This window comes from Shewanella sp. MSW (genome assembly GCF_007636515.1).
GTDB classification, from domain to species: Bacteria; Pseudomonadota; Gammaproteobacteria; order Enterobacterales; family Shewanellaceae; genus Shewanella; species Shewanella indica.
This window is the reverse complement of the sequence record NZ_LVDR01000004.1, coordinates 124,554-151,254: the sequence shown is the minus strand read 5'-3', so window position 1 is coordinate 151,254 and position 26,701 is coordinate 124,554. Positions and strand designations below refer to the sequence as shown.

General features: G+C 51.6%; 30 protein-coding genes. 21 read left to right on the top strand and 9 right to left on the bottom strand.

Translation table 11 applies throughout. The annotated features are described in order from the left end of the window. Window positions 1-11 precede the first annotated feature (11 nt). The 6 genes from secD (at window position 12) to AYI96_RS05480 (ending at window position 5,292) form a co-directional block, all read left to right on the top strand. Window positions 12-1,862 (top strand): protein translocase subunit SecD, encoded by a 1,851-nt coding sequence (gene secD, locus AYI96_RS05505; RefSeq protein WP_039033823.1) that lies wholly within the window; start codon window positions 12-14, stop codon window positions 1,860-1,862. An 11-nt stretch (window positions 1,863-1,873) separates the two neighbouring features. Continuing rightward, a complete protein-coding gene (gene secF, locus AYI96_RS05500; protein ID WP_039033824.1) occupies window positions 1,874-2,821 on the top strand; it encodes a protein translocase subunit SecF in 948 nt (315 codons plus the stop codon). 249 nt (window positions 2,822-3,070) lie between these two features. Then, the gene (locus AYI96_RS05495; protein WP_039033825.1) at window positions 3,071-3,388 is read left to right on the top strand and encodes a putative signal transducing protein; all 318 of its coding nucleotides are present in this window, start codon (window positions 3,071-3,073) and stop codon (window positions 3,386-3,388) included. Window positions 3,389-3,418: 30 nt separating this feature from the next. After that, window positions 3,419-3,778 carry a rhodanese-like domain-containing protein gene (locus AYI96_RS05490; protein WP_039033826.1) on the top strand — a complete coding sequence of 120 codons (360 nt, stop codon included), beginning with the start codon at window positions 3,419-3,421 and terminating at the stop codon, window positions 3,776-3,778. Next, window positions 3,778-4,689, top strand: a complete 912-nt coding sequence (locus AYI96_RS05485; protein ID WP_144361140.1) for a bifunctional precorrin-2 dehydrogenase/sirohydrochlorin ferrochelatase — start codon at window positions 3,778-3,780, stop codon at window positions 4,687-4,689. The genes AYI96_RS05490 and AYI96_RS05485 overlap by 1 nt, the downstream gene beginning before the upstream one ends. 54 nt (window positions 4,690-4,743) lie before the next feature. Then, entirely contained in the window at window positions 4,744-5,292 is a 549-nt protein-coding gene (locus tag AYI96_RS05480; protein WP_039033828.1) for a YaeQ family protein, read from the top strand. Window positions 5,293-5,380: 88 nt separating this feature from the next. Here AYI96_RS05480 and AYI96_RS05475 read toward each other — a convergent pair whose 3' ends face one another. From AYI96_RS05475 to AYI96_RS05465, 3 genes are all read right to left on the bottom strand, one after another. Next, entirely contained in the window at window positions 5,381-6,823 is a 1,443-nt protein-coding gene (locus AYI96_RS05475; protein WP_039033829.1) for a carbon starvation protein A, read from the bottom strand. 134 nt (window positions 6,824-6,957) lie between these two features. After that, window positions 6,958-7,668: a two-component system response regulator BtsR gene (gene btsR / locus AYI96_RS05470; RefSeq protein WP_039033830.1), complete on the bottom strand. Its 711-nt coding sequence runs from the start codon at window positions 7,666-7,668 to the stop codon at window positions 6,958-6,960. Next, window positions 7,665-9,341 (bottom strand): sensor histidine kinase, encoded by a 1,677-nt coding sequence (locus tag AYI96_RS05465; protein ID WP_039033831.1) that lies wholly within the window; start codon window positions 9,339-9,341, stop codon window positions 7,665-7,667. The genes btsR and AYI96_RS05465 overlap by 4 nt, the downstream gene beginning before the upstream one ends. 121 nt (window positions 9,342-9,462) lie before the next feature. Here AYI96_RS05465 and AYI96_RS05460 point away from each other — a divergent pair, with 121 nt between their 5' ends. Continuing rightward, window positions 9,463-9,705: a YecH family metal-binding protein gene (locus tag AYI96_RS05460; RefSeq protein ID WP_039033832.1), complete on the top strand. Its 243-nt coding sequence runs from the start codon at window positions 9,463-9,465 to the stop codon at window positions 9,703-9,705. Here the strand turns inward: AYI96_RS05460 and AYI96_RS05455 are convergent. From AYI96_RS05455 to suhB, 6 genes are all read right to left on the bottom strand, one after another. Further along, window positions 9,699-10,049, bottom strand: a complete 351-nt coding sequence (locus AYI96_RS05455) for a replication protein RepA (protein ID WP_144361139.1) — start codon at window positions 10,047-10,049, stop codon at window positions 9,699-9,701. The genes AYI96_RS05460 and AYI96_RS05455 overlap by 7 nt on opposite strands. Further along, a complete protein-coding gene (locus AYI96_RS05450; RefSeq protein WP_039033834.1) occupies window positions 10,036-10,704 on the bottom strand; it encodes an AAA family ATPase in 669 nt (222 codons plus the stop codon). The genes AYI96_RS05455 and AYI96_RS05450 overlap by 14 nt, the downstream gene beginning before the upstream one ends. 72 nt (window positions 10,705-10,776) lie before the next feature. Then, window positions 10,777-11,079 (bottom strand): PilZ domain-containing protein, encoded by a 303-nt coding sequence (locus AYI96_RS05445; RefSeq protein WP_144361138.1) that lies wholly within the window; start codon window positions 11,077-11,079, stop codon window positions 10,777-10,779. A 271-nt stretch (window positions 11,080-11,350) separates the two neighbouring features. Continuing rightward, entirely contained in the window at window positions 11,351-11,755 is a 405-nt protein-coding gene (locus AYI96_RS05440; protein WP_039033836.1) for a phosphate-starvation-inducible protein PsiE, read from the bottom strand. 85 nt (window positions 11,756-11,840) lie between these two features. Continuing rightward, on the bottom strand, window positions 11,841-13,007 hold the full coding sequence (locus tag AYI96_RS05435) for an NnrS family protein (RefSeq protein WP_144361237.1): 1,167 nt from the start codon (window positions 13,005-13,007) through the stop codon (window positions 11,841-11,843). A 331-nt stretch (window positions 13,008-13,338) separates the two neighbouring features. Continuing rightward, on the bottom strand, window positions 13,339-14,139 hold the full coding sequence (suhB, locus tag AYI96_RS05430) for an inositol-1-monophosphatase (protein ID WP_039033837.1): 801 nt from the start codon (window positions 14,137-14,139) through the stop codon (window positions 13,339-13,341). A 150-nt stretch (window positions 14,140-14,289) separates the two neighbouring features. Here suhB and trmJ point away from each other — a divergent pair, with 150 nt between their 5' ends. The 14 genes from trmJ to AYI96_RS05365 all read left to right on the top strand — a co-directional run bounded on the left by trmJ (window position 14,290) and on the right by AYI96_RS05365 (window position 26,693). Then, window positions 14,290-15,018 (top strand): tRNA (cytosine(32)/uridine(32)-2'-O)-methyltransferase TrmJ, encoded by a 729-nt coding sequence (trmJ, locus tag AYI96_RS05425; RefSeq protein WP_039033838.1) that lies wholly within the window; start codon window positions 14,290-14,292, stop codon window positions 15,016-15,018. A 14-nt stretch (window positions 15,019-15,032) separates the two neighbouring features. Beyond that, complete coding sequence (gene cysE / locus AYI96_RS05420) at window positions 15,033-15,854, top strand: serine O-acetyltransferase (RefSeq protein WP_039033839.1); 822 nt, start codon at window positions 15,033-15,035, stop codon at window positions 15,852-15,854. A gap of 197 nt (window positions 15,855-16,051) precedes the next feature. Beyond that, window positions 16,052-16,513 (top strand): Fe-S cluster assembly transcriptional regulator IscR, encoded by a 462-nt coding sequence (gene iscR / locus AYI96_RS05415; protein WP_025011489.1) that lies wholly within the window; start codon window positions 16,052-16,054, stop codon window positions 16,511-16,513. Window positions 16,514-16,594: 81 nt separating this feature from the next. Next, on the top strand, window positions 16,595-17,809 hold the full coding sequence (locus tag AYI96_RS05410; RefSeq protein ID WP_039033840.1) for an IscS subfamily cysteine desulfurase: 1,215 nt from the start codon (window positions 16,595-16,597) through the stop codon (window positions 17,807-17,809). A 32-nt stretch (window positions 17,810-17,841) separates the two neighbouring features. Continuing rightward, on the top strand, window positions 17,842-18,225 hold the full coding sequence (gene iscU / locus AYI96_RS05405; protein WP_039033841.1) for a Fe-S cluster assembly scaffold IscU: 384 nt from the start codon (window positions 17,842-17,844) through the stop codon (window positions 18,223-18,225). A 14-nt stretch (window positions 18,226-18,239) separates the two neighbouring features. Next, complete coding sequence (gene iscA, locus AYI96_RS05400; protein WP_025011492.1) at window positions 18,240-18,563, top strand: iron-sulfur cluster assembly protein IscA; 324 nt, start codon at window positions 18,240-18,242, stop codon at window positions 18,561-18,563. A gap of 23 nt (window positions 18,564-18,586) precedes the next feature. After that, a complete protein-coding gene (gene hscB, locus AYI96_RS05395; RefSeq protein WP_039033842.1) occupies window positions 18,587-19,111 on the top strand; it encodes a co-chaperone HscB in 525 nt (174 codons plus the stop codon). An 83-nt stretch (window positions 19,112-19,194) separates the two neighbouring features. After that, entirely contained in the window at window positions 19,195-21,057 is a 1,863-nt protein-coding gene (gene hscA / locus AYI96_RS05390; RefSeq protein WP_101096039.1) for a Fe-S protein assembly chaperone HscA, read from the top strand. A gap of 8 nt (window positions 21,058-21,065) precedes the next feature. Then, a complete protein-coding gene (gene fdx / locus AYI96_RS05385) occupies window positions 21,066-21,401 on the top strand; it encodes an ISC system 2Fe-2S type ferredoxin (RefSeq protein ID WP_039033844.1) in 336 nt (111 codons plus the stop codon). A 216-nt stretch (window positions 21,402-21,617) separates the two neighbouring features. Beyond that, on the top strand, window positions 21,618-22,517 hold the full coding sequence (gene rimK, locus AYI96_RS05380; protein WP_071476477.1) for a 30S ribosomal protein S6--L-glutamate ligase: 900 nt from the start codon (window positions 21,618-21,620) through the stop codon (window positions 22,515-22,517). Window positions 22,518-22,608: 91 nt separating this feature from the next. Next, entirely contained in the window at window positions 22,609-22,806 is a 198-nt protein-coding gene (gene iscX / locus AYI96_RS05375) for a Fe-S cluster assembly protein IscX (protein WP_039033846.1), read from the top strand. 105 nt (window positions 22,807-22,911) lie between these two features. Next, entirely contained in the window at window positions 22,912-23,079 is a 168-nt protein-coding gene (locus tag AYI96_RS20265) for a hypothetical protein (RefSeq protein WP_162835833.1), read from the top strand. Between the two features lie 126 nt (window positions 23,080-23,205). Further along, window positions 23,206-23,637 carry a nucleoside-diphosphate kinase gene (gene ndk, locus AYI96_RS05370; protein ID WP_025011497.1) on the top strand — a complete coding sequence of 144 codons (432 nt, stop codon included), beginning with the start codon at window positions 23,206-23,208 and terminating at the stop codon, window positions 23,635-23,637. A 389-nt stretch (window positions 23,638-24,026) separates the two neighbouring features. Then, the gene (locus tag AYI96_RS05365) at window positions 24,027-26,693 is read left to right on the top strand and encodes a TonB-dependent receptor plug domain-containing protein (protein WP_039033847.1); all 2,667 of its coding nucleotides are present in this window, start codon (window positions 24,027-24,029) and stop codon (window positions 26,691-26,693) included. The last annotated feature ends 8 nt before the right edge of the window (window positions 26,694-26,701 follow it).

Sequence of the window (26,701 nt, the reverse complement as noted above, 5' to 3'; positions counted from 1 at the left end):
GGGGCTGAGGCGTGTTAAATAAGTATCCTTTATGGAAGAACCTGATGGTGATCATTATCATCGCCATCGGGGCTTTCTATGCCGTGCCTAACCTTTTTGGTGAGGATCACGCGGTACAAGTGGTGGGCACCCGCGGTGCGGATGTGACTGTCACGACCCAGACACAAGTTAACGACTTGCTGCAAAGCAAGGGGATAGGTGTCAAGCGTTCCGAGTTGGAAAACGGTCAGCTACTCGTCAGAGTCAACAATGCCGAACAGCAGTTGTTGGCCAAAGAAGCGATAGCCGAAGCCTTGGGTGACAAGTTCAGCGTAGCGTTGAACCTGGCACCGGCGACACCGGCCTGGCTCGAGTCACTCGGTGGTTCACCGATGAAATTGGGTCTTGACCTACGTGGTGGTGTGCACTTCCTGATGGAAGTGGACATGGGCGAAGCCATTCGCAAGATGGAAGAAGCCAAGATCGCCGATTTCCGCAGTCAACTGCGGGAAGAGGGGATCCGCTACTCGGGTGTCAAGGCTACGGCCAAAGGCATTGAGATCAAGTTCCGTGATGCCGAGAATCTGGCTAAAGCCGAGAGTTTCCTGAAGAGTCGCTCCAACGATATGGTGTTCAGCGACGCCAGCGAGGGCAATAACTTTGCCCTGATGGCCACCATGAGCGAAGTCTACCTCAAGCAGGTGAAAGAAGACGCTCTGTCGCAGAACATCACCACTATTCGTAACCGGGTGAACGAACTTGGGGTTGCTGAACCCGTAGTACAACGTCAAGGCGCCGAGCGCATTATCGTTGAACTGCCGGGGGTACAGGATACTGCTCGCGCCAAAGAGATCCTCGGGGCGACCGCTTCCATTGAATTCCATATGGTCGATGAGAAAGCCGACATGAATGCGGCGCAATCGGGCCGGGTGCCACCCGGCTCCGAGGTGTATCCACGTCGTGAAGGGGGTATTGCGGTATTGAAGAAAGAAGTGATGCTGACCGGTGATCATATTACCGGCGCTCAGCCAAGCTTCGATCAATACAGCCGGCCTCAGGTGAGTATCAGCCTGGACGCCAAGGGCGGGAATATCTTCTCCAACGTGACCAAAGACAACATCGGCAAGCCGATGGCGACCTTGTTTATCGAGTATAAGGACAGCGGTAAGCGTAACCCTGATGGCAGCGTGAAGATGGATAAGATCGAGGAAGTCATCTCTGTCGCGACCATTCAAGCCCGCCTCGGCCGTAACTTCGTTATCACGGGTCTGTCTCATGGCGAAGCCCAGAACCTGGCGTTGCTGCTGCGCGCCGGTGCGCTGATTGCACCTGTATCCATAGTGGAAGAACGTACCATAGGCCCAAGCCTGGGTGCCGAAAACATTGAAAACGGGATGCAGGCAATGCTCTGGGGTATGGCTGTGGTATTGATCTTTATGCTGATCTACTACCGTGCCTTTGGTGTTATTGCCAACCTGGCGCTGTGTGCCAACCTGATCATGGTGGTGGGTGTGATGTCGATGATCCCGGGCGCAGTACTGACGCTGCCGGGTATCGCCGGTATGGTGCTGACAGTGGGTATGGCGGTGGATGGTAACGTGCTTATCTACGAGCGTATCCGTGAAGAGCTTCGCGCTGGTCGCAGTGTTCAGCAGGCTATTCATGAAGGTTATGGCAACGCGTTCTCCACCATTGCCGATGCCAACATTACCACCTTCATCACCGCACTTATCCTGTTCGCAGTGGGCAGCGGCGCCATTAAAGGCTTCGCCGTGACCCTGATGATAGGTATCGCGACATCCATGTTTACCGCTATTGTCGGTACCCGGGCGGTTGTAAACGCCATGTGGGGCGGCAAGCGCGTGAAGAAACTGTCGATCTGAGGAAGCTGATTATGTTGCAGATTTTATCAATTAAAGGCTCTATCAACTTCCTGCGTCATGCTCTGCCTATCAGTATTATGTCGGCAGTGTTGGTCGTAGCTTCTCTGACTTCCCTGGCAACCAAGGGGATCAATTGGGGGCTGGATTTTACCGGTGGCACCTCTGTCATCATGGAATTTAGCAAACCCGCTAACCTGGACGAGCTGCGTCTTGCCCTCGATACCGAACCGACCTCGGGTGCCGTGGTGCAAAACTTCGGCTCCAGTCGCGATGTGGTAGTGCGCCTGCAGGTGCGCGAAGACATCAAGAGCGACCTTCAGGTTAAGGAAGTTTTTGCCGCTGCTGCCAAGCAAGACCCGGCAGTGCAGCAAAAGAGCGTAGAATTTGTCGGCCCTCAGGTCGGTAAGGAATTGGCAGAGCAGGGTGGCCTGGCGGTACTGGTTGCGCTGATCTGTATTCTTATCTACGTCTCTTTCCGGTTTGAATGGCGTCTGGCTATGGGTTCGGTCGCCGCATTGGCGCACGACGTGATAGTGACGCTGGGGGTGTTCTCCTTCCTGCAGTTGGAGTTCGACCTGACGGTACTGGCAGGTTTGCTGACCGTGGTGGGGTACTCGCTTAACGATACTATCGTGGTGTTTGACCGTATTCGTGAGAACTTCCTCAAGATGCGTAAGGCAACACCCGTGGAAGTGGTGAATACCTCAATCACCCAGACCATGAGCCGTACCATTATCACTACCGGAACCACGCTTATTACTGTGGTAGCGCTGTTTCTCAAGGGGGGCACCCTGATCCACGGCTTTGCCACGGCATTGCTGATGGGGATTTTGGTGGGTACTTACTCCTCCATCTATGTGGCGAGTTTCCTGGCCATTAAACTTGGGATCAACCGCGAGCATATGATGCCGGTGGAAGTGGAGAAGGAAGGCGCCGATCAGCCTTCCATTATGCCCTGATAAACCGGGTAGAAAATAGCCACCTGCGGGTGGCTTTTTTGTGTCTGAGCATTACGGAGATAGCTCCGAGTTGGAATAAAACCTGAGTTTATGGCTCAAACATGCGCTTTTGTTATCAAAAGGTAAATTCACTTAATGCTGTCACTCGACAGTCCAGGCGTTTATCAGTAGCATGGGCTGCGGATCCTTCCACAGGATCCATTCCTTAATTTCTCTGCCGTGGCAGAGCCTAAAGTTGTAGGAAGAAACATGGAAGAACGAAAAGTCATGGTAGCCGGTGGTAATCTGCTGCAGGCCCATACCTGGAAGGGAATGCTGGAAACCTCAGGATTGAGGGTTGAGCTGCGCGGTGAAGCCTTGCTGGGCGGCGTGGGAGAGTTGCCGGTTGATATGCAAACCGTAGAGCTGTGGGTTCCTGAATCTCAGCGGGAGCAAGCACAATCACAATTGGCTAGTCTCGATGCCGATAGGCCTCAGTGGCAGTGCCTGCAATGTCATGAGTTCAACGACGCCAGTTTTGAACTTTGCTGGCAGTGTAGCGCCGAACGCAGCGAGTGCCATAATTAAGCTATCGATGGCAGGGCCCGGAGGTGACAAATGACAAATAGCCTTGATTTTACGGCCTTGGTTGAACAGGCCAGGGATCTGGTTCGAGAGTTAAGCATAGAAGAGTATCAGCATGATGATCGCTGGCAGCTCATTGATGTACGAGAAGATCATGAGTGGCTAAAAGATCGCCTGCCGCTGGCCAAGCATCTGTCCCGAGGCATACTGGAGCGGGATATTGGTAAGCGATTCCCGGACAAGTCAGCGGCGCTGCTACTCTACAGCGCCGGTGGGCAACGCGCTATACTGGCGGCATTGAGTTTGCAACGCTTGGGGTACCGGAATGTGGCTGCCCTTGACGGTGGTTATCGCGCCTGGTGTGCCCACGAACTGCCTTTGGTACAGGATTAATGCAGTATTTTCCTCTTTTTGTTGACACCTCACGCATAAGAGTGCTGTTGGTCGGTGGTGGTGAAGTGGCCAGCCGTAAACTGGATCTTTTGGCCAGAACTCAAGCTGAAATTCACCTTGTGGCGCCCAAGGTGAACGCCGAGGTGGAAGCCTATGCCGCCAGCGGACGGATTTGGCTGTCTCGCCGGGGCGTGGAAGAGCGGGATCTTGCCGAGCGAGAGCTGGTTTATCTGGCTACAGCTGATAGTAATCTAAACCAAACCCTGGCGGCCAAGGCACGCGAGCTTGGTGCATGGGTCAATGTGGTTGATACCCCATCCGAGTGTGATTTTATCACGCCCTCCATCGTTGATAGAGGACGGCTGGTAATGGCCATCAGTACCGCCGGTGCCGCGCCTGTGTTTGCGAGAGACTTGAGAGCTAAACTTGAAACTCTGCTGCCGCCAAGCCTCAGCTCTTTGCTGGATTTTATTGCCGATCACAGAGAGGAAGTGCAGCAGCGCTTGCCTTCGGTGGATGCCAGGCGGCGCTTCTGGGAGCATTTTTTTAAGCTCAATGGTGACAGGTTTGATGCCAGCACCCGGGAGAATTTTGAGCTGAGTTTTGTCTCAGGAGAGGCGCAGGGAGAGTTATTGCTGCTGGCAGATGATTGCCATCTGCAGTTGTTGCCGCTGGCCGCGATGCCGATGCTGCAGCGGATAGACAGCCTGATAACAGATGGCGCCCCAACGGCTGAGTTACTGGAGCTTATCCGCCGGGACGCGTCACGCACAGCCCCCATGGCCGACAGTGCCCTGTTGGCATCCTATCAAGCCGGCATGCGGATGCTGCGTCTGGCCGACGCAAACGAAGTCGCCAGGCTCAAAGCGGCGTTCCCATTCGCCAAACATTTGCGCCCCGGCGCTATTTAAACCCTTTATTTCCTTATTGAGGCTGCATCTGCCTCCTATCACAGAGAAATTATCATGGCCTTGAAGGCGAGTATTTTTAAAGTTCAGCTCAGTATTGCTGATATGGACCGGCATTATTATCAGGATCATCAGCTGACCATTGCCCAACATCCGTCGGAAACCGACGAGCGTATGATGGTGCGTCTGTTGGCTTTTGCGCTCAACGCTTCTGACAGTTTGGCCTTCAGCAAGGGTTTATGTGTTGATGATGAACCCGAACTTTGGGATCGCGAGCTTAACGGTGATATTCGTTTGTGGGTCGAGTTTGGCCAGAGCGATGAAAAATGGCTGCGCAAGGCTAGCGGCCGTGCCGACGAAGTGCAGCTGTTTGCTTATGGTGGCCGCAGCGTGCCGGTATGGTGGCAACAGAATCAACATGCCTTTAACCGTTATGCCAACCTTAAGGTGTGGGAGATACCCGAAGAGCAGGTGAAGGAGATGGCGCAGTTGGTCAGCCGTTCAATGAAACTGGGCTGCAATATCAGCGACGGGATTATTTATCTGAGCAGCGACAGTGCCAGCGTGATGGTAGAACCTAAAGTGTTGAAGCCCTTGGCATTGTGATTGGCTCGGTTGCTGCGAATCGTTTTACATAACAAGAGCCGCCTCAAAAGGGCGGCTCTTGGTTTATGCAACGTTTTACCTCCAGAGCTTAACCTTCTTCTGGGAGTATTTCATCGACCTCGTTGCGGCCCTTGGTCTTTATTATCACCAGGGCGGTTATCAGCAGAGTCACCACTATGCCGCTGATGGTGGATACTGTCATTGGCAGACCTGCGCCCAGGGTACTGGAGTTGAGCAGGAAGCTTATCACCACTGTGGTCATAAACATCGCCGGAATGGTACAGATCCAGTGCAGCTTGTTGTGGCGTAGCAGGTAGGCTGAAGCTGTCCATAGCATCATCACTGCAGTGGCTTGGTTGGCGACCCCGAAGTAGCGCCAAATGACACCGAAGTCCACTTGGGTCAGTATGGCCCCGATGATGAACAGCGGAATTGCCAACATCAGTCGCTTGGGCATCTCAGTCTGAGGCATATTGAAGTACTCAGATAAGATCAGCCGGGCGGAGCGGAAGGCGGTATCGCCGGAGGTGATAGGCAGAATGATTACCCCAAGCACCGCCATGAAGCCACCGACTGCACCGAGAAGGCCGGTTGAGGCGCTGTAAACCACGTTGGCAGGGTTGCCGTCCATGCCGGCTTTCAGTCCCTCGACACCGTCGAAGAAAGACAGAGCCACGGCACACCAGATAAGGGCAATGATACCTTCGCCTATCATGGCACCGTAGAACACGAAGCGGCCATTGGATTCATTTTCAACACAGCGTGCCATCAGTGGGGACTGCGTCGCATGGAAACCTGACACGGCACCACAGGCGATGGTGATGAAGAGCGCTGGCCACAACGGGGCATTGTCAGGGTTCAGGTTCTGCAGAAAGTCACCGGCTTCAAAGCCCGGCAACAGAGTATGTTCACTGGACAGGATTATGGCTATGGTCAAACCGATAGACATGAACAGCAGTAAGGCGCCGAAGAAGGGATAGAGGCGACCTATAATTTTGTCTACCGGCACTATGGTGGCAATCAGGTAGTAAACGAAGATAATGCCGACAAACAGACCGACGCTGCCGCCGGTAAGCTTACCGAGCAAGCCGGCAGGAGCCGAGATAAATACCACACCTACCAACAACAGCAGTATGATGGCGAAGATGTTCATAAAGTTCTTGGCGCCTTTACCAAGGTACTTACCCGCCAGGTTAGGCACTGACTGACCGCCGTTACGTACCGACAGCATGCCGGAGAAGTAGTCGTGCACCGCACCGGCAAAGATACAGCCGATAACAATCCACAACATGGCCGCCGGGCCGTATAGCGCCCCCAGAATAGGACCGAAAATAGGCCCCACGCCGGCAATATTTAACAATTGGATAAGGTAGACCTTGCCCTTGGACATGGGCACATAGTCAACACCGTCTGTTTGGGCGTAGGCGGGTGTTTGTCTTTTATTGTTGATCCCGAATATTTTTTCTACAAAAGTACCGTAGATGAAGTAGCCGCCAATCAATAGACCGACACACAGCAAAAACCACATCATAGTTGTAATCTCCCCGATTTGAGTTGACGCAATTGTAAACACTTTGGTTACAAGGCCCAGCGGGAACTGGGTCAGCGGTCAAAAGTCGGGGGTGAGCGGTTATCTAGGCCGCTGAGCGGTTGTTAGCTTGTGCTTTACTGATAACCAAACAGCTGCTTCAGTGGCTTGAGAAAGCGCCTAGATACCGGGATCTTGGCGCCGCTGCGAGTGGTGACTTCGGCGCCTGTTTCCAGCAGTTCTATTTCGGCAATGGCCTTGGGGGCCACCAGATACTGGCGATGACATCTGAGCAGCGGGGTTTTTTCTTCCAGCAGTTTCAGTGTTAACTGGGTATGAACCTTTTCTCTGGCGGTCGCAACATGCACTCCACCGAGATCGCTGAAGACAAACTCTACCTCAGTGACCGGGATCACCTTGAGACGGTTGCCGCTGAAACAAGGAAGGTGTTCCAGTTGTTGCGGTGCTATGGCTGACAGCGACTGAGGTCTGAGATCCCGGCGCAGCTTATCCAGGGTCTGACTGAGGCGCTTCTCATCCAAGGGTTTGAGCAGATAGTCGAAGGCATGGTTATCGAAGGCCTTGACGGCAAATTCATCGTAGGCAGTAACAAATACCACTCTGGGCATATTGTCGGGATCCAGCATGGCGATAAGCTCCATGCCACTGATCCTCGGCATTTGAATATCCAGGAACAGTAACTGAGGCTTGAGCTTGGCTATCGCCTGCATGGCCTCAATGGCGTTGCCACATTGACCGAGAATTTCAATGTCGCCGGCCTGAAGCAGCAGCTCGGCCAACTCTTCGCGGGCAAAAGGTTCGTCATCGACAATAAGACAAGTGATCACAGGGCTGTTTCCGTTATAGGTAGATGTATGCTGACTCTAGTGTAACTGTCACGTTGGTATTCGACACTGACGCCATAATCGGGGCCGAAGAGATTTTGTATTCTTTTATGCACCAGATTCATCCCCAGGCCATCGGATTCTTCGGCGGGTTGATAAAGCCCGGCATTGTCGGTGACTTCCAGTATGAGTCTGTCATCTGTGCGGCGGCCTTCTACCTGAATACGGCCAGTGTCTATCAGATGCGAAGTGCCATGTTTGACAGCATTTTCTATGATGGGCTGCAGGGTAAAGGCCGGTACTCTGATGGTCAGCAGAGATTCGGGTATGGCGATATCCACCTCGAGCTTATCAATGAAGCGGGCTTTTTCTATGGTGAGATAGGCTTCGATATGCTCGAGTTCATCTCCCAGGGTCACCAGGCCGGCAGTACGCTTGAGGTTAATCCGTAAAAACTGACTCAGCTGTTGTAGCAAGGTTCTGGCCATGGGCGGATCGCGACGTATGATGGCACCTATGGTATTAAGCGCGTTGAACAGAAAATGTGGGTTAACCTGAGCCTGCAACAGTTTGAGTTCCGCCTGGGTGAGCAGGTTTTGTTGCTGCTCGAAACGGCCGTAGAGAATCTGGTTCGACAGCAGGCGGGCGATCCCTTCTCCCAAGGTGCGGTTGATGTTGAGAAACAGCTTATTCTTGGGTTCATACAGTTTAATGGTGCCTATGACCTCGTTGTCACTGCGAAGTGGGATCACCAAACTGGAACCCAGTTTACAGTTGGGGGAAATGGAACAGGCATAGGGAACTTCCACCCCATCGGCAAACATAACCTTGTTCTGGTGTATGGCATCCAGGGTTATTTGGGACGATATCAAGGTGCCGGGCAAGTGGTGGTCGGCACCTATGCCGATAAAGGCCAGGAGTTTTTCCCTGTCCGTGATGGCCACTGCGCCGACATTGGTTTCCTCTATGACTATCTTGGCAACCTGAGTACTGGTTTCCTCGTTGAAGCCGGAGCTCAAGAGCCCCACACTGCGTTCGGCAATTTTCAGCGCCTTGGTGGAAAAGCTGGAGGAGAGCTTATCGAACATGGTTTTTTGATCCCGTACCATGCTCATAAACAGGGCCGCACCTATGGAGTTGACCAGCAACATGGGCGGAGCTATTTGACGCACCAGCCCCCAAGCTTCATCAAAGGGTTCAGCCAGCAGCAAGATAATGCTCATCTGCATCATCTCGGCATAAAAGGTGATAAGACACACCAGAATGGGATTGAATACCAACTCGGCCTTGCCTTGACGGCGCAGATAATAGCTGAACATCCCGGCCGATAAACCTTCCAAGGTAGTGGAAACCGCGCAGGCCAGATCGGTGAATCCACCGAGACTGTATCTGTGTAAGCCGCCGGTCAAGCCGACCAGCAAACCTGTCGTTGGGCCACCGAGCAGGCCGCCGAGTACTGCACCCATGGCGCGGGTATTGGCGATAGCGCCATGGGTTTGCTCACCGAAATAGGTTGCCATGATGCAAAAGCCGGAAAACACCAGATAGAGAAAGATCTTATGGGGCAGGCGGGTCGATGCTTCGGTAAACAACTTGAACAAAGGGGTCTTGCTGACCAGATAAACGATCACCAAATACAGGCTCATCTGCTGTGTCAGCAATAGAATAAGGGACATGACAACTCCTCTTGCACAAGCAAACAACCGCCAAAACGACAAACAAGTTGCGTTAAATCAGGGAATACTGCAGCAAAATCCGTTAAAAATCGACTGCGACTCATAGTTTTGTGGAGGATACATGAATTCGTCGGTACATGGCCATCAGGTGTTGCAGTTGTTGCTGGAACAAACCGCTCCCATTAAACGGGACAATCTCAAGGCATTGATGCAGGAGCGTTTCGGTAGAGACGCCCGCTATCATACCTGCAGCGCCGAGGGAATGGACGCAGAGGCTTTGCTCAACTTTCTGGCCGCCAAGGGTAAATTTATCGAATCATCTCAGGGGCTGAGCACCCTTGAGAGCAAAATTTGTCGTCACTGAGTTTCATTCGCCTGATCTTTGGCAATCATTTCGGCTTGGGCTTTGTCGCTTAGACTGTGAAAGTTACGAATGAAGATACGCAGCAGTTTGGACTTGGCAATACCAGTCTTGCGGGCAATGTTGTCCAGTTGACTAATGCTGGCTTCAGTCAGGGTAAAAGTTGCATGGCGATAGAGACGGGTTGATTTTTTATCCAGTCCCGTTCGAGATTTGGCCAAAGAGTTCCCACCTAAGCGACTGGGTTTCCCATGGGCGTAGTTATTGGCATCTTCGATGAAATCGTCGACAGAGACCTTTTTGGCCTTGGGTTTGATCTTGTGACGTTTGAGATCAGTTAAGCTCATAAGAGTTTTCCGGCGGGATGGATAACAGCTCGTCGGCAATATTGCGTATCTCCTCGGCGGCTTTTCCATCGGGCTCAATTTCGATGACCGAGGAGCCTTTTTCTTCACTGTCATCATAGATATTGCGGCTAAAAGTGACCGAGTCCAGCGCCCTCAGACCGAACGACTTTACTACATCTTTCGCTTCCAGAATGCGTTTGAACTGTGAAGGCAGCGCCGGACATTGAGTCAACACTATTGTTGCCACCATCTTGGGGTTGACCATCTTACAGGTGCTGAGCATATCTTCCATATGGGGCAAGGTTTTTAAATCACGCCGCTTGGGTCTCAAAGGGATCACCACATAACTGGCCACCGACATGGCGGCCCGCATTGCCAGGTTATCCTGGCCCCCGCAGTCGACTATCACATAGTCGAAGCGTTCATCCAGGCTCAGGAGATCGTTACGGATCTTGCCGTAGAGCTGAATACAGTTGATCGCAGGCAGGGAAGGGTCATTGTTGCGGGCCTGGATCCAGTCGGATGTGGTGCGCTGGGGGTCACAGTCGACCATTAACACGTTGGCCCGATATTTCTGGGTAATGTGTACAGCCAGATTTTGGGCCAGACAGCTCTTGCCACTGCCCCCTTTCTCTCCGCCTACGAGCAGTATCATGGATTTTCTCCCCGTGTCCTTGGTACTTAAGTTGATGTAAAGTATAGAACACCCCGGATACTACGTCGGGGTCTAGATAAGTTGCATGGCGATGTGAAAACGCTTTGGGTTGATCTCGCTGCAACGGCACACCTGTCCCTTGATGGTATTTTGTGAATCGGTTCCTGCATGGAAGGTTACAGATACCAGTTCTCCCAAGGTAAAGGGCTGATGGTATTCAAACAGAATTCCCCGTCTGGACAGATCGATACAGATGCCATCGTCATTGAGTTCATCACCCGCTTTATTTATCCAATGAAGCCTGATCCGCTCCGCCTCCAGATCGACCCGCAATGATCTGCGTCTTTCGATAAAGTCATCCAGATTTTCATCCATGGCAGTCCCCTTAAGTTCAATGGATAGTAGGCCGTTATCCCATATTTACTAGGTTTGAGTCTCTCGAGGCTGTGGATGCGGAAACGGCTCTGGACATGTGTCCTGACAACTCTGATTTAGCGTATTTGCACCATACATTTTCATTATCGATGTGAGAATCAAACCCTATGTGAAATGGGGTAAGTGTTTTAAAAATAGCATAGATTTGTCGATAGCTAGGGTCAGTTCTAAAGAGCAGATAAAAAAGAACCCGGCGTCTGCCGGGTTCCAGTTAGTTGTCATACTCTTGATTCTTGGGGTAGGGCATTTTTAACTGTCCCCAGCGGATCACTATCACGGTTGCGGCAAGTACCAAGGTTGAGATTGAAATGGCCACTATGCGCCAGTCTTCCATCGATTTCATGTCCAGGATGAGATAACGGGCCAAAGCTACTATTGCGATATAGAGTGGCATACGCACAGGTAACTTGCCGGATTCGGCATAATTGGCCACCATAGCCAGCACTTCCAGATAAATAAATAGCAGCAGTAGATCGGCAAGGGCCACAGCGCCCATTTTGAAGATATGCACTATCTCCTGGCCAATGGCGACGACTGTGGCAATGGCAATAACAAACAAGACCAGATGTTCGACGGCTTTAAGGCTCTTAGAGCCGTATTGGCGATACAGTTCCATGAAAACTCCCTGAAATCATTTCCTAAATAGTATCAGTAAATTTCCAGTTCGCCGCGAAATCTGTGTGATAGCTTTCACAGAACCTTTAACCGGGGCGGCCATCCAACCTCGCTCGGCAAAGAATTGGCGCGTAAAGCACTATAAAAGTGGTAAATGCCAATAGCCAGCAGAGAATCGCGCCCATAAGTAAGATTTGATTTAGCTGAGGCACAATGGCTGCCGCGACCCTCAAGGCTGCAGCCAGTAACATTAAGCCAAAGGCGGGGATCATAGGCCAGGCAATCTGCAATGGTCTGCCGGAATGCCCCAGAGATACCCTTGCCATCATAGCCAAGATCATTCCACCCATACCGCCAACGGTCAGAGCATGAAACCCCAACATCATCTGGCCGCTGACACCAATAATCAGCAGTCCTATCGGAATACACAGGTAACTTAAATGCAGTGACCATAGCAGTGGTACTTTGAGGCTGGCATGCCAGCCCCAGCGTGCCCAGCGCAACAACAGTACTGTGCCAGCCAGCAAGGCCAATGTTTGTGTCAACCAGGAATAGGGTAAAAACAAGCTGATCAGCATGAGAATCAAAGAAGCGAAGCTAAGTGCCTCGAGTACAGGGCTTGGCGCCCCGCGCTTGAAATCTGTGGCGCGTTCGGTAAAGAAGGGGATCACCCTGCCGCCGAGCAGGGCCACCAGAATAACGATCAACAAGGCTGCGGCCTGCAGTGCCTTTTGTGCCAACCCTGGCTGTTCAAGGCCGAGATAAGAGAGGACGTTGGCGCCGAAGAGCAACAGCAGCAGCGGCACAAACACCAGGTTACGCCACTGTTTGACTCGAATAACGGCTAAACCGAGCATTAGCGCCGTGATCGGGAAGAAGGCCAGATCCAGCAGCATGACCCAGGTAAAAGGAATTGTGTCGGCATCGAGCAAGAGTAGTCTGGGAGCCAGCCATAGACACCAGAGCAGCAGTAAAGGCCAGCCTCTTATGCCAGGGATCCCTGTCCAGTTTTGAACTGCTGTTAACAAAAAGCCCGCGATAACAGCGCCGGTGAAACCGAACAGCATTTCGTGACCATGCCACCACAGGGGATTGGCGTGGAACGTCAGTTGGGTTTGACCACTGAGCAAGGCTCCCCAAAGCAAGAGCGACAACAAGCCGAACAGGCTGGCGCCGAGAAAAAAAGGCCTGAAGCCCAAACGAAAGAGCGCCAGCGGAAACTGCTTGTTGACCGGTTCATCGATGTTGAGGATGCTGCCTCGGATGTTGCGAGTGCCGGATTTGCTCATAGTCTTGCCTCAAATACCCAAACAAAATACTCGGGTATTTTAAGGTGTAATGTAAATGCATGTAAATACATCCAAAGAGTTATCTGCTTGAAGGGTAGGGGAAGATACTCATCCTTGGTTATTTCGGCTTGGCTCGTCCAACGCCTTATTGATTAATCCCGGTTTGAGCAAATCTTGATTCCATCAAGCAAGGGGCGAATGGACTGAGGTTGGCTTCACTTTCGCGGCACCCAGGTATAAAAAAAACCGCCATAAGGCGGTTTTCTCTATTTAATTAAGCACCTTGCTTAATAACTTACTTCAGAGCGTCGCTCAACAGAGGACGGAAGCGTTTGACCAGCAGGCTGGTGGCTTTAGGCGCACCAGCAACTATGTGGCCGGAGAGCAGGTAGTTGTGACCGCCACTGAAGTCGGTAACTGTACCACCGGCTTCACGAACAATCAGATCGCCGGCGGCGATATCCCAAGGCTTGAGGCCCAGTTCGAAGAAGGCGTCTACACGACCGGCGGCTACATAAGCCAGATCCAGAGCGGCAGAGCCGGCGCGGCGTAAGTCGGCACTCAGAGAGAAAGCTTCGCCAAACAGTTTCATATAAGTTTCGGTGTGCTGACGGGCCTTGAAAGGGAATCCAGTGGCAACCAGGCTTCCACCCAGATCGTTGACATTGTTTACTCGCAGACGGAAATCATTCAGCTTGGCCCCTTTACCGCGGACGGCGCTAAACAGTTCATCGCGAACGGGATCATAAACAACGGCAACTTCAGTTTTGCCCTTGTACTGCATGGCGATAGAAACGGCGAAGTGAGGTACACCATTAACAAAGTTATTGGTGCCGTCCAGAGGATCAACAATCCACAGATAATCTTGGTTGGTGCCGCGGTTTTCGCCATTTTCCTCACCCACTATACTGTGGTCTGGATAGGACTTGCGGATCTGATAGATAATTGCTGCTTCTGCTTCCTTGTCTACACTGGTCACAAAATCGTTGACACCTTTGGCATCGACTTCAATACGGTCGAGTTCGGTGTAGGCACGCATAATAGTTTGGCCCGCAGCGCGAGCAGCGCGCACGGCAATAGTCAGCATCGGATGCATTGCAATCCCCTGGATGTTAAAGAACGGACAAAAATTCGGCGCAGATTATACCCTAGTTGACGCCGATATCAAATGGCGATTTTTCTATAAGCAAAAAAATATGCCTGTGGTACCATCCGCCTCCTGATTTTTTATTTTTGAAGTTGTTCCATGCTCTCCAATATTCGTGTCGTCCTGGTAGGTACCACGCATCCCGGCAATATAGGTTCTGTGGCCAGGGCCATGAAAACAATGGGATTATCCAACCTTTATCTAGCGGAGCCAAAAGCTGAACCAGACGGTCAGTCCATAGCGCTTGCCGCCGGCGCCTCTGATATTCTCAAACATCTGGTCAAAGTCGACAGCCTGGAAGAGGCAATTAAAGACTGCAGTCTGGTGATTGCCACCAGTGCCCGCAGTCGCACACTCGACTGGCCCGTGCTTGAACCCCGTGAGGCGGGCAGCAAATTGGCGCTTGAAAGTTGCCAGGGGCCTGTCGCTATTGTCTTTGGCCGTGAAAGCCATGGCTTGAGCAACGAAGAGTTGCAAAAATGCCACTATCATGTGTGTATCCCCGCCAACCCGGAATACAGCTCACTCAACCTGGCTCAGGCGGTGCAGCTTATCTGCTATGAAACGCGGGTGGCCTGGTTGGAGAAACATCAACAAGCCGAGCAGGAGCTGGTCGAGTATCCCAGCAGTGAAGATCATGAGCGCTTTTTTGAACATCTGGAACGGACACTGCAAAAAACCGGCTTTATCATTAAGAATCATCCGGGACAGGTGATGATTAAGCTGAGGCGCCTGTTTACCCGGGCCAGAATCGAAACGCAGGAGATGAATATACTGCGCGGGATCCTGACATCGGTAGAAAAAAAGGTCGACAGTAAAGAAGAGTAATCCGAGGAATCAAGATGGGTGTGATAGCCAGACTGAAAGAGGACATAGGATCCATTTATCACAGGGATCCTGCGGCGCGGGGCACATTGGAGATATTGCTCAACTATCCGGGAATGCAGGCCATTTGGCTGCATCGTATCAGCCATAAACTGTGGAAGGCCAATTGGTGTTTTCTGGCGCGCTGTCTGTCTACTTTTTCCCGTTGGCTTACCGGGGTGGAAATACACCCGGGCGCAACCATAGGTAGGCGATTTTTTATTGACCATGGCATGGGAGTCGTGATTGGCGAAACAGCCGAAATTGGTGATGACTGCACTCTTTATCACGGGGTGACTCTGGGGGGCACCACCTGGCAAGCCGGCAAACGTCATCCGACCTTGGGCAATAACGTGGTTATAGGCGCAGGAGCCAAGGTGCTTGGCCCCATTACTATGCATGATGGGGCTCGTGTTGGTTCCAACTCTGTGGTGGTTAAAGACGTACCCAAGGACACTACCGTTGTGGGCATTCCTGGCCGGGCCGTCACTGTTGCATCGGCTCAATCTAAGGAAACCAGTGCCCGCCGCAGTGCCATGGCCAAGAAGTACGGTTTTGATGCCTACGCCGTTTCTCCCGATAATCCAGACCCTGTTGCCAATGCCATAGGCCAGATGCTGGATCATATGCATTTGATGGACTCCAAAGTACAGGAAGTTTGTCAGGCGGTTCAGAAAATGGGCGGCAGTGTCTGTACTGAACGTTTGCCTGAGTTGGATGTGGGCGAGTTCAGTGATGCCGAAACTGCTGCGGCACAAAAGCGTCAACAGTCAATGGATGAGTTTGATCCCATTATCTGATACTCGATGACCATTTTATCGGCTTTTGCCATTGAATAATCGTGGCGAAAAAGGTTAAATACCCCACCAAGCAGACAGGGTATTCAACCTGATTTATGAACCACAATACCCGAGTAAACAAGTAGGATTTATACTTGACTAAATTGCTCGGGTATGTTGAAATTCCCACATACCTGTTTGGGAGCCGTGGTCGTTTTATGAAACTTACATCTAAGGGTCGCTACGCAGTGACAGCCATGCTGGACGTGGCCATACATTCGGCGCAGGGGCCGGTACCGCTGGCAGATATTTCCGAGCGCCAGGGGATTTCCCTTTCTTATCTAGAACAACTCTTTGCCAAACTGAGAAAGCAGGGCTTGGTTGCCAGTGTGCGCGGTCCCGGTGGTGGTTATCGCCTCGGACTGGAAGCCAATGACATCTCGGTGGGCATGGTGGTACATGCGGTAGATGAATCTGTCGATGCCACCCGCTGTCAAGGCCAGGGGAATTGCCAAAGTGGCACCCGCTGTCTGACGCATTCGCTCTGGGGTGACCTGAGCAAACAGATTTCTGACTTTTTAAATGGCATCAGCCTTGCTGCACTGATGCAGAAACGAGATGTACAGTTTATCTCGGTAAAGCAAGACAAGATGCAGCAGGAGCAGAGAGTCAGCGCTTGAGCTGATCCTCTGTTGGATATAAAAACGAATAATGTACGTTGTATGTAGCCTCGGCCGAGACTGCGAAGTACGGAGTGTGTAATGAAGCTTCCTATCTATTTGGATTATGCCGCAACAACGCCTGTAGACCCCCGGGTTGCAGACAAAATGGTACAGTACATGACAATGGACGGTGTATTCGGTAACCCCGCATCCCGTTCACACCGCTACGGCTGGCAGGCCGAAGAAGCAGTGGATATCGCCCGTAACCAAGTCGCGGAGTTGATCAATGCCGATCCCCGTGAAATTGTGTTTACTTCAGGTGCCACCGAATCTGACAACCTGGCTATCAAAGGTGTTGCCCACTTCTACCAGAAGAAGGGTAAACACATCATCACCAGCAAGACTGAGCACAAGGCAGTACTGGATACTTGTCGTCAGTTGGAGCGTGAAGGTTTCGAGGTCACTTATCTGGAGCCTGCAGCCAACGGCATTATTCCCATGGAGCGCCTGGAAGCGGCCATGCGTGACGACACCATTCTTGTCAGCATCATGCATGTCAACAACGAGATTGGTGTGATCCACGATATCGATGCCATCGGCGAACTGTGCCGTAGCAAAGGCATCATCTTCCATGTGGATGCTGCCCAGAGTGCCGGTAAACTGCCTATCGATATTCAAAAGACCAAGGTCGACCTCATGTCTATCTCGGGTCACAAGATGTATGGCCCCAAAGGCATAGGTGCCCTGTATGTGCGCCGTAAGCCTCGTATTCGTCTGGAAGCACAGATGCACGGCGGTGGTCATGAGCGTGGTATGCGCAGCGGCACCCTGGCGACTCACCAAATTGTGGGTATGGGCGAAGCGGCAGCCATTGCCAAAGCTGATATGGAAAAAGATAACGAACGTATTCGCTATCTGCGCGACAAGCTGTGGAACGGTATCAAAGATATTGAAGAAACCTATCTCAATGGCGATATGGAGCAGCGTGCCTGTGGCAGCTTGAACGTCAGCTTTAATTATGTGGAAGGCGAGTCGCTGATGATGGCGCTCAAGGACTTGGCCGTATCTTCCGGCTCGGCCTGTACTTCTGCCAGTCTTGAACCCAGCTATGTGCTGCGTGCCCTGGGACTGAATGACGAGATGGCGCACAGCTCAATCCGTTTCTCCATCGGTCGTTTCACTTCTGAAGAAGAGATCGATTACGCAATCGAAACCATTAGAAACTCTATTGGCAAACTGAGAGAAATGTCACCACTTTGGGAAATGTTCAAAGATGGTGTGGACCTCAACCAGGTGCAGTGGGCACACCACTGATCCCCGCGGATAGATGAATTTGGAGCAGTATCATGGCTTACAGTGAAAAAGTGATAGATCATTACGAGAACCCGCGTAACGTAGGTTCTTTCGACAAGAACGACCCATCCGTAGTAACAGGTATGGTGGGTGCGCCCGCCTGTGGTGACGTGATGAAGCTGCAGCTCAAGATTGATGAACAGGGCATTATTGAAGATGCTCGCTTCAAGACTTATGGCTGTGGCAGCGCCATCGCATCAAGCTCTTTGGTGACTGAATGGGTTAAAGGCAAGTCCATTGAGGAAGCGGCCGCCATCAAGAACACGGATATTGCAGAAGAGTTGGCTCTGCCACCTGTGAAGATCCACTGTTCGATTCTGGCCGAAGACGCCATCAAGGCGGCTCTGGAAGAGTACAAGTCCAAGCAAGCTAAATAACGCCAGGAGTTAAGATGGCTATTACTATGACGCCTGCCGCCGCCGAGCGTGTCCGTGCCTTCCTCAGCAACAGAGGAAAAGGTATAGGTTTGCGTTTGGGGCTCAAAACTTCAGGCTGCAGCGGGATGGCTTACGTTCTGGAATTTGTCGACGAACTCAATGAAGATGATGAGGTATACAACATAGATGGTGTTAACATCATCATAGATGCCAAGAGCTTCATCTATCTTCAGGGGATCGAGCTGGACTTTGTCAAGGAAGGACTCAACGAAGGCTTTAAATTCAATAACCCTAACGCCAAAGGTGAGTGTGGTTGCGGTGAGAGCTTCACGGTTTGAGTTCCACCGCCGCCTGAGAGTATATGAATTATTTCGAGCTGTTTGATTTAACTCCCTCCTTTGATGTGGACACCGCCGAGCTGGCCAGTCGCTATCGCGATTTGCAGCGGGCGGTGCATCCCGACAAGTTTGCCAACGCCAGTGAACAGCAAAAGCTGTTGGCCATTTCCCGCACCGCCCAGATCAACGACGCCTTTCAGACCCTGAAAGATCCTATCCGTCGAGCCGAACATATGTTGGCGCTCAAAGGTGTAGATATCAGTCACGAAACCACTACGGTTAAAGACACCGCCTTTTTGATGCAGCAGATGGAATGGCGTGAAGCGCTGGAGGAAATTGGTCAGGGCGCTGATGCCCAGAGTGATATTGATGAACTCGATGCTTCATTCGCGGCTTATCGTAAGCAGGTGACTGAGCTGCTGCGCAACCAACTTCACAGTTCCACAGAGGCCGATGCAATTGCCGCGGCAGATCAAGTCCGTAAGTTGAAGTTTATGGCAAAATTGCAGGATGAACTGCAGCGGGCCCAGGATGCGCTGTTCGACTGAATTCGCTTTCGGCCTTAAAGCATATTCCTACGGTTGGCTCAATTTCTGATTGAGCCAACTTTTTAAACACAAGATGGAAGACTATGGCACTTTTGCAGATTGCTGAACCCGGCCAAATGGCCGCTCCTCATCAACACAGATTAGCCGCCGGGATAGACTTGGGTACCACCAACTCCCTGGTTGCTGCGGTTCGCAGCGGCGAGACCAGTACACTGGCCGACGAGCAAGGTCGGCATTCATTGCCATCTGTGGTGCACTATGGCGAGCAGGGCGTCCGAGTAGGTCACGATGCCCTGGCCGATTCGGCCAAGGATCCTGAAAACACCATAGTGTCGGTGAAGCGCTTCATGGGCCGTTCTTTGGCCGATGTACAAAGCGGTGAGCAAGCTTTCCCCTATCATTTTGAGGCCAGTGAAAACGGCCTGCCATTGTTTGTCACCCGCACAGGTAAAATAAATCCGGTTCAGGTGTCTGCCGAGGTATTGCGCCCCTTGATTGCCCGCGCCGAGTCCACTCTGGGTGGACCATTGGAAGGGGTGGTTATCACAGTGCCTGCTTATTTTGATGATGCTCAGCGTCAGGGAACCAAAGATGCGGCAGCCTTGCTTGGCATTAAGGTGTTACGCTTGCTCAATGAGCCGACGGCGGCCGCCATCGCCTATGGCCTGGACTCGGGTCAGGAAGGCGTTATTGCTGTTTATGACTTGGGCGGCGGCACCTTTGATATTTCTATTTTGCGTCTCAACCGCGGCGTATTTGAAGTCTTGGCGACCGGCGGCGACTCGCGTCTGGGTGGTGATGACTTTGATGAACTGCTGCAAGGCTTACTGCGTGAACGCATGGCGCTGGAGTCGCTTTCCAGCCAGGAAGCACGGCAGTTGCTGATGGAAGCCCGGCGGGTAAAAGAAGCGCTGACCGATAGCGACAGCACTATTGCTAAGCTGACACTGCAAGACGGTAGTGAGCGTGAAGCCGAAGTGAGTCGCAGTGAGTTTGATCAGTTGATAAACACGCTGGTGAAGAAAACCATTCAAGGTTGCCGCAAGGCTTTGCGTGACGCCGGAGTGGATGCCGACGAGGTGCTGGAAACCGTGATGGTTGGTGGCTCTACCCGGGTGCCGCTGGTGCGGGAAATGGTCGGTGACTTCTTTGGTAAGAAGCCGCTGACGTCTATTGACCCGGATCGCGTGGTCGCCATAGGCGCTGCGGTACAGGCCGATATTCTGGTGGGTAACAAGCCTGACTCGGATCTCTTGCTGCTGGATGTGATCCCGCTGTCGCTCGGCATTGAAACCATGGGCGGTTTGGTGGAGAAAGTGATCCCGCGTAACACCACCATTCCGGTGGCCAGAGCCCAGGAATTTACCACCTTTAAAGACGGTCAGAGCGCCATGGCGTTTCATGTGGTGCAAGGTGAACGTGAGCTGGTGGCCGATTGCCGCTCTCTGGCACGCTTTACTCTCAAGGGCATTCCACCATTGGCCGCCGGCGCGGCGCATATTCGGGTGACCTTCCAGGTCGATGCCGATGGTTTACTCAGCGTCACTGCCATGGAGAAGTCTACCGGGGTGCAGTCCAGCATCCAGGTTAAGCCTTCCTTCGGCCTGAGTGATACTGAAATTGCCGGAATGCTTAAAGACTCGATGCAGAATGCCAAAGAGGATATTGAGCTGAGAATGCTCACAGAGCAGCGAGTGGAAGCGGCCAGAGTGCTGGAATCGCTGCACTCGGCGCTGGCTAAAGATGGCGAACTTCTCAGCCAGGAGGAACGTGCTCTGGTTGACAGCGCTATGGCTGACTTGAATGAAACTGCCGCCAATGGTGATGTTGATGCCATCAAAGCGGCGATAGAAGCGGTGGATGCGCAGACCCAGGAGTTTGCCGCCAGACGCATGGACAATTCGATTCGGACCGCACTGAAGGGTCAGTCGGTCGATAACATATAGGTGAGACTATGCCACAGATAGTATTTTTGCCCCATGAAGAACTGTGTCCAGAGGGCGCAGTGGTTGAGGCAGAGGTGGGTGAATCCATTTTGGATGTCGCGCTGAAAAACGGCATCAACATAGAGCATGCCTGTGAGAAATCCTGTGCCTGTACCACCTGCCATGTGATAGTGCGTGAAGGTTTCGATGATCTCGAGCCCAGCGATGATCTGGAAGACGACATGCTGGACAAGGCCTGGGGCCTGGAGCCCGAAAGCCGTCTGTCTTGTCAGGCCAAGGTGGTTGAAACCGATATGGTGGTCGAAATCCCCAAATACACAGTCAACATGGTCAGTGAAGGCTAAGGAAGGTCCCAACAAGTCCTCGTGGCCTTCTCTTTTGTAGAGAGTGGCTTGCATAGCAATTGGCGTTCAAGGCACCTTCCCTAAGTGCTGACATCTTTTGAAAACCGGCCCCTAGTGGCCGGTTTTTTATTGCTATGCTTGGCATGCAGAGATTGATTTCCAACACGGCAGGCGTATGATGCGCTGTCTTTTTCACTCTTCGGGATACTGACCGGGATGCAGATTGCAATTTTGTCACAGAACAAAACCTTATATTCCACGCGCCGTTTGGTGGAGGCCGCCCAAGAACGGGGTTATCAGGTGCAGGTGATCAATCCGCTGGAATGCTACATGAATATCAGCATGCAGCAGTCCAGTATCCATATCGGGGGCGTTGAATTGCCGTCCTTCGATGCGGTGATCCCGAGGATAGGCGCCGGCATTACCTTCTACGGTACGGCTGTAGTGCGTCAGTTCGAAATGATGTCGACCTATACACTCAATAGTTCCATGGGGATCTCTCGCTCGAGGGATAAGCTGCGCTCCATGCAGTTACTGTCCCGCAAAGGCATAGGGCTGCCGGTGACAGGTTTTGCCAATAAGCCCAGCGATATTCCGGACCTTATTGATATGGTCGGTGGCGCACCCTTGGTGATTAAACTCTTGGAAGGTACTCAAGGTATAGGGGTGGTACTGGCCGAAACCCGCAAGGCCGCCGAGAGCGTGATTGAGGCCTTTATGGGCCTTAAGGCCAACATCATGGTGCAGGAATATATCAAAGAGGCTCAAGGAGCCGATATCCGCTGTTTTGTACTCGGCGACAAGGTAATTGCTGCCATGAAACGCCAGGCTCTGCCGGGAGAGTTTCGCTCCAACCTGCACAGGGGCGGCACGGCAACCTTGGTGAAGTTATCCCCTGAGGAGCGTTCAATCGCGGTGCGCGCCGCCAAAACCATGGGGCTGAATGTCGCAGGCGTGGATATTTTGCGTTCCAACCACGGCCCCGTGGTGATGGAGGTCAATTCATCCCCTGGACTCGAAGGGATTGAAGCCGCTACCGGCAAAGATGTTGCCGGCGCCATCATAGAGTTTATTGCCAAGCAGAAGCGCAAGAGTAAGGCGCCCAGTGAAGCCTGATTTCACCGATGGAAAGTATTAATCAAAGCTATAAAGCCTTCTTCTGCGGCGCTATACTCAAAGTCAGTACTTACCAGAAGCAGGAGTAACCATGGGGCTCAAGTGGATAGATTCATTGGACTTGGCTTTGGAGCTGCTGGAAGCGCATCCTGATGTGGATCCACAGCAACTGCATTTTCCTGAACTTTACGAGTGGATATTGGCGTTGGAAGCCTTCGATGATGATCCCAAACGCTGCAGTGAGAAAATTCTCGAAGCCGTGCAGCAATGCTGGATAGAGGAAAAGTAACACTCTCTGGCGGAAAACAGATCTCGGTCAAATTATCACCATCACGAGTCATCTATAGTTATTTGGTTAATAAATTGTTGATCCCTGTTTTTCCGGAGATGAGTCATGACACGTATTTTCGCCTGTAGTTTTGGATTATTTGCCCCGGCCGTGCTGGCACATTCGGGGCACGGTGGCATAGGTTTTTTTCATCATTTCCCGCCGTTTATGCCTTTGTTGCTGTTGCTTATTGGTCTCGGCGCCGGCTATTTGTGGCTCAAGCATAGGCACTGAGCCGAGAATCGCCTGGCTTGTATCACAGCTTTTACTGAAGGGCTGACCAGATAAGATTAGGATTTGACGCGATTATTTCGTATAATCCGCGCGAATTTTTAAACTCGCTGATTAAGGAATCTAGTCATGGCGATCGAACGTACTTTTTCTATCATTAAGCCTGATGCGGTAGCCAAGAACCACATCGGTGCTATCTACAACCGTTTTGAAACTGCCGGCCTGAAAATTGTTGCCGCCAAAATGGTTCACCTGACCAAAGAACAAGCCGAAGGTTTCTACGCTGAGCACAGCGAGCGTCCTTTCTTTGGTGCTCTGGTTTCTTTCATGACTTCTGGTCCTATCATGGTTCAGGTTCTGGAAGGTGAAAACGCCGTTCTGGCCAACCGCGAAATCATGGGTGCGACCAACCCAGCTGAAGCCGCCCGTGGTACCCTGCGCGCTGACTTCGCTGACAGCATCGATGAGAACGCTGTTCACGGTTCTGACGCGCTGGCTTCAGCCGAGCGTGAAATCGCTTACTTCTTTGCTGCCGATGAGCTGTGTCCTCGCACGCGTTAATTAACAGCAAATAGACAAAAGGGAGCCAATTGGCTCCCTTTTTGTTTGATTTTTGTATGAATTGAAAATGCGATCTATATCGCATTTTTTATTAAAAGCGTCGCTCTAACAACAGGTTAAAAAATAATCTTTGTAACAGATTTGTATCGATACAAAATGATGCAAATTCCCGGGACCCGGCATGGATTCGGTAAAAATATCATTAGATCTTAATTGATAAGATGCTCGTGTTTTACAAATTAAACCAAGTATAAACAAATTGTTATCATTTAAGTGATTGATAATGTTGCTGTTATTGGTATGTTTCTCGTTTGGGGGGCTGAGTATTACATAGAATAAGAACACGGTGTTCCCTCCCTGCCACCGTGCTTTGTAAAAGGAATGAGAATATGTCAACGCAGACTGCTGTCGCTAAGGCTATCCGCTTTAGTCTGTTTGCTTTTGTTTCCACATCAATCCCTACAATGGCTTACGCCGCCGATGAGGCTCAGGCCACTGAACAAGTTGAACGTATCGAAGTCACGGGTTCCCGTATTAAACGCACCGATATGGAGAATGCATCCCCTATAGTAGTAATGAGCGCTGCTGATATTGAAAAAGGTGGCTTCAACTCGGTTCAGGATGTGCTGGGTAACCTGTCACAAAACTCCGGCGGTTCCATGACCCAGCAGGAAGTCCATGGTTTTACCCCTGCCGCATCATCGGTCAACCTGCGTGGCGTGGGGGCCGGTCGGGTATTGACCCTGATCAACGGTAAGCGGGTGCCCAAGTATCCGTTTGGTGCCGGTGGTACCGACAGCTTCGTGGATACTGCCAATATCCCACTGGGCGCGATTGAGCGTATCGAAATCCTGACTACGGGTGCTTCGGCGATTTATGGCTCAGATGCCATGGGTGGGGTTATCAACATCATTCTTAAGAAAGATGTTGAACAGACCACCTTCAAGTATCGTTTCTCCGATACGGATGAAGGTGGCCTGCGTAACAACCAGTTCTCCTTTATGACAGGTGTCAGCAGTGATACGGCTAACCTGACTTTCTTTGCCGAATATGAAGACAGAACCGCGCTGAAAGGAACAGATCGTGCTGATGGTACGGATATTGTTGATGGTGCCTACTACTCTGGTTACAGCTCCTACGGCGCCAACCTGGTGCAGGATCTTGGCAACAACAAAACTGCACTGGAAAAGACCTTGTCACCGGCCGAGTGTGAGGCCCGTGGTTATGTGGTGATGGAAAATGGTCGCTGTGGTTTCGACCGCTCCAAGCAGCGGGATTTCCTGCCGGAGCAGAAGCGTTACTCCACCATGATCAACCTCACCAAGGAGCTGAATGCGGATCATCAGCTGTATTCCCGCATCGATTACACTCATTCCTCGACCTTTACCGAGATTGAGTCTGCGACAGTGGGCAATGACTTCATGTTCAATGTGGCCGGCGACAGTGTAACCATTGCCAATAAAGACAAGGGTATGTCCCAGACCTTCAATAAGGACACCGCATTCGGCGGTGACTTTGCCAATGCTGCAGATGGCGACTACTTCTACACTCGCCGCATGAGCGAGCTGGGGCCACGTACCTCTGACTTTGAAACCAATAATTTCTCTTTCATCATAGGTGCCAAAGGCTTTTTGACCGATAGTATCGAGTATGATACTTCCTGGTCTATTGCGCGTCAGACAGTGGAATCCCGCAGCTCAGGCTCGCCGACTCATCAGGCTATGTTTGACTATCTGACCTCAGGCGAAAACGGCAAGTCTTTGATGGATGTGATCTCTCCTGAAGATGCGGCGCTGCTGAACTACGAAGGTAACAAGAAGGGACAATCTACTCTGTCCAGCTTTAGTGCCGGCATCAATGGCGATGCGTTCGAACTGGCCGGTGGCACAGCCGCTTATGCTGTGGGCCTTGAGTACAGCAAGGAGTGGTTCTACGATAAATCTGACAGCTTTACCTCCAACGGTGGCGTTATAGGCAAGGGGGGCAGCAGCGCCGAAGGTGAACGTGAGCAGTATGCTGCCTATGCCGAGCTGGCTTTGCCACTCTTGGATCAGTTGACCATGACATTGGCCGGACGTTATGACTACTATGATGATGAGTCTGATGTTGGTGGCCAGTTTACTCCGCAAGTGTCACTGGAGTACCGTCCTATCGATAGCCTGATGCTGCGTGCTTTGTATGCCGAGACTTTCCGTGCCCCGGATATGCAGCGTTTGTTTGGCGATCCCACCACTGGCTACAGCCAAGTTGTCGATACTCCGCGCTGCGAAGCTTATGATGAATGTGGCAAGATTGAGTCTTTACCTATAACTATCGGTGCCAACCCAGAATTGGAAGCCGAAGAGGGTAAAAACTACAACCTGGGTCTGGTTTGGGACTACGAAGGTTTCAATTTGACGGTAGATTACTGGATGGTTGAAATCGACAATCTGGTGAATGACCCAAGTGCACAATACATTTTGGATCACGCCGATGCCTTTGCCGATAAAATTATTCGCGACAGTGAAGGTAAGTTGCTTCGGGTAAACACACTGGCGATGAATATGTCTTCCCGTGAGACTGCCGGTATCGACTTCTCTCTGGGCTATCGCTATGAAACCGAGAGCTATGGTGAATTCAGCAGCCGCCTGGAAGGGACTTATCTGACCCGTTGGAATGAGCAGTTGACTCCGGATTCCGAAGAGCTGGATCTTATCGATGGTGAAGGCTCTGCGCCTCAGCTGCGTGCCAACCTGAACCTGGGCTGGTCTTATAACGACTTCTCCACCAACATTCTGTTCAAGTATATTGACAGCATGAACGGTGAGCAGATGGACCGCTTTGTGGAAAATGGCTTAGATAGCGAGTACTCAGTGAAAGTTGACAGTCATGTGGAAGTCAACCTGGCTGCCAGTTACTTTATCTATGACAATCTCAAGGTTTCGGCAGGTATCAACAACCTGTTTGATTCAGGCCCAGAGATTGATGAGACTCAGGTGAGCTGGCCTCATTACCCAAGAGCTTATTATAACGTTATCGGACGTGAATATTATGCAGGGGTAGAGTTTACTTTCTAATCATATTT

Excerpts from the sequence above, each read along its gene's own strand:
- secF (WP_039033824.1), top strand. The coding sequence starts at position 1,874 with ATGTTGCAGATTTTATCAATTAAAGGCTCTATCAACTTCCTGCGTCAT.
- AYI96_RS05495 (WP_039033825.1), top strand. The coding sequence starts at position 3,071 with ATGGAAGAACGAAAAGTCATGGTAGCCGGTGGTAATCTGCTGCAGGCC.
- AYI96_RS05490 (WP_039033826.1), top strand. The coding sequence starts at position 3,419 with ATGACAAATAGCCTTGATTTTACGGCCTTGGTTGAACAGGCCAGGGAT.
- AYI96_RS05485 (WP_144361140.1), top strand. The coding sequence starts at position 3,778 with ATGCAGTATTTTCCTCTTTTTGTTGACACCTCACGCATAAGAGTGCTG.
- AYI96_RS05480 (WP_039033828.1), top strand. The coding sequence starts at position 4,744 with ATGGCCTTGAAGGCGAGTATTTTTAAAGTTCAGCTCAGTATTGCTGAT.
- AYI96_RS05475 (WP_039033829.1), bottom strand. The coding sequence starts at position 6,823 with ATGATGTGGTTTTTGCTGTGTGTCGGTCTATTGATTGGCGGCTACTTC.
- AYI96_RS05465 (WP_039033831.1), bottom strand. The coding sequence starts at position 9,341 with ATGTCCCTTATTCTATTGCTGACACAGCAGATGAGCCTGTATTTGGTG.
- AYI96_RS05460 (WP_039033832.1), top strand. The coding sequence starts at position 9,463 with ATGAATTCGTCGGTACATGGCCATCAGGTGTTGCAGTTGTTGCTGGAA.
- AYI96_RS05455 (WP_144361139.1), bottom strand. The coding sequence starts at position 10,049 with ATGAGCTTAACTGATCTCAAACGTCACAAGATCAAACCCAAGGCCAAA.
- AYI96_RS05450 (WP_039033834.1), bottom strand. The coding sequence starts at position 10,704 with ATGATACTGCTCGTAGGCGGAGAGAAAGGGGGCAGTGGCAAGAGCTGT.
- AYI96_RS05445 (WP_144361138.1), bottom strand. The coding sequence starts at position 11,079 with ATGGATGAAAATCTGGATGACTTTATCGAAAGACGCAGATCATTGCGG.
- AYI96_RS05440 (WP_039033836.1), bottom strand. The coding sequence starts at position 11,755 with ATGGAACTGTATCGCCAATACGGCTCTAAGAGCCTTAAAGCCGTCGAA.
- suhB (WP_039033837.1), bottom strand. The coding sequence starts at position 14,139 with ATGCATCCGATGCTGACTATTGCCGTGCGCGCTGCTCGCGCTGCGGGC.
- trmJ (WP_039033838.1), top strand. The coding sequence starts at position 14,290 with ATGCTCTCCAATATTCGTGTCGTCCTGGTAGGTACCACGCATCCCGGC.
- cysE (WP_039033839.1), top strand. The coding sequence starts at position 15,033 with ATGGGTGTGATAGCCAGACTGAAAGAGGACATAGGATCCATTTATCAC.
- iscR (WP_025011489.1), top strand. The coding sequence starts at position 16,052 with ATGAAACTTACATCTAAGGGTCGCTACGCAGTGACAGCCATGCTGGAC.
- AYI96_RS05410 (WP_039033840.1), top strand. The coding sequence starts at position 16,595 with ATGAAGCTTCCTATCTATTTGGATTATGCCGCAACAACGCCTGTAGAC.
- iscU (WP_039033841.1), top strand. The coding sequence starts at position 17,842 with ATGGCTTACAGTGAAAAAGTGATAGATCATTACGAGAACCCGCGTAAC.
- iscA (WP_025011492.1), top strand. The coding sequence starts at position 18,240 with ATGGCTATTACTATGACGCCTGCCGCCGCCGAGCGTGTCCGTGCCTTC.
- hscB (WP_039033842.1), top strand. The coding sequence starts at position 18,587 with ATGAATTATTTCGAGCTGTTTGATTTAACTCCCTCCTTTGATGTGGAC.
- hscA (WP_101096039.1), top strand. The coding sequence starts at position 19,195 with ATGGCACTTTTGCAGATTGCTGAACCCGGCCAAATGGCCGCTCCTCAT.
- fdx (WP_039033844.1), top strand. The coding sequence starts at position 21,066 with ATGCCACAGATAGTATTTTTGCCCCATGAAGAACTGTGTCCAGAGGGC.
- rimK (WP_071476477.1), top strand. The coding sequence starts at position 21,618 with ATGCAGATTGCAATTTTGTCACAGAACAAAACCTTATATTCCACGCGC.
- iscX (WP_039033846.1), top strand. The coding sequence starts at position 22,609 with ATGGGGCTCAAGTGGATAGATTCATTGGACTTGGCTTTGGAGCTGCTG.
- AYI96_RS20265 (WP_162835833.1), top strand. The coding sequence starts at position 22,912 with ATGACACGTATTTTCGCCTGTAGTTTTGGATTATTTGCCCCGGCCGTG.
- ndk (WP_025011497.1), top strand. The coding sequence starts at position 23,206 with ATGGCGATCGAACGTACTTTTTCTATCATTAAGCCTGATGCGGTAGCC.
- AYI96_RS05365 (WP_039033847.1), top strand. The coding sequence starts at position 24,027 with ATGTCAACGCAGACTGCTGTCGCTAAGGCTATCCGCTTTAGTCTGTTT.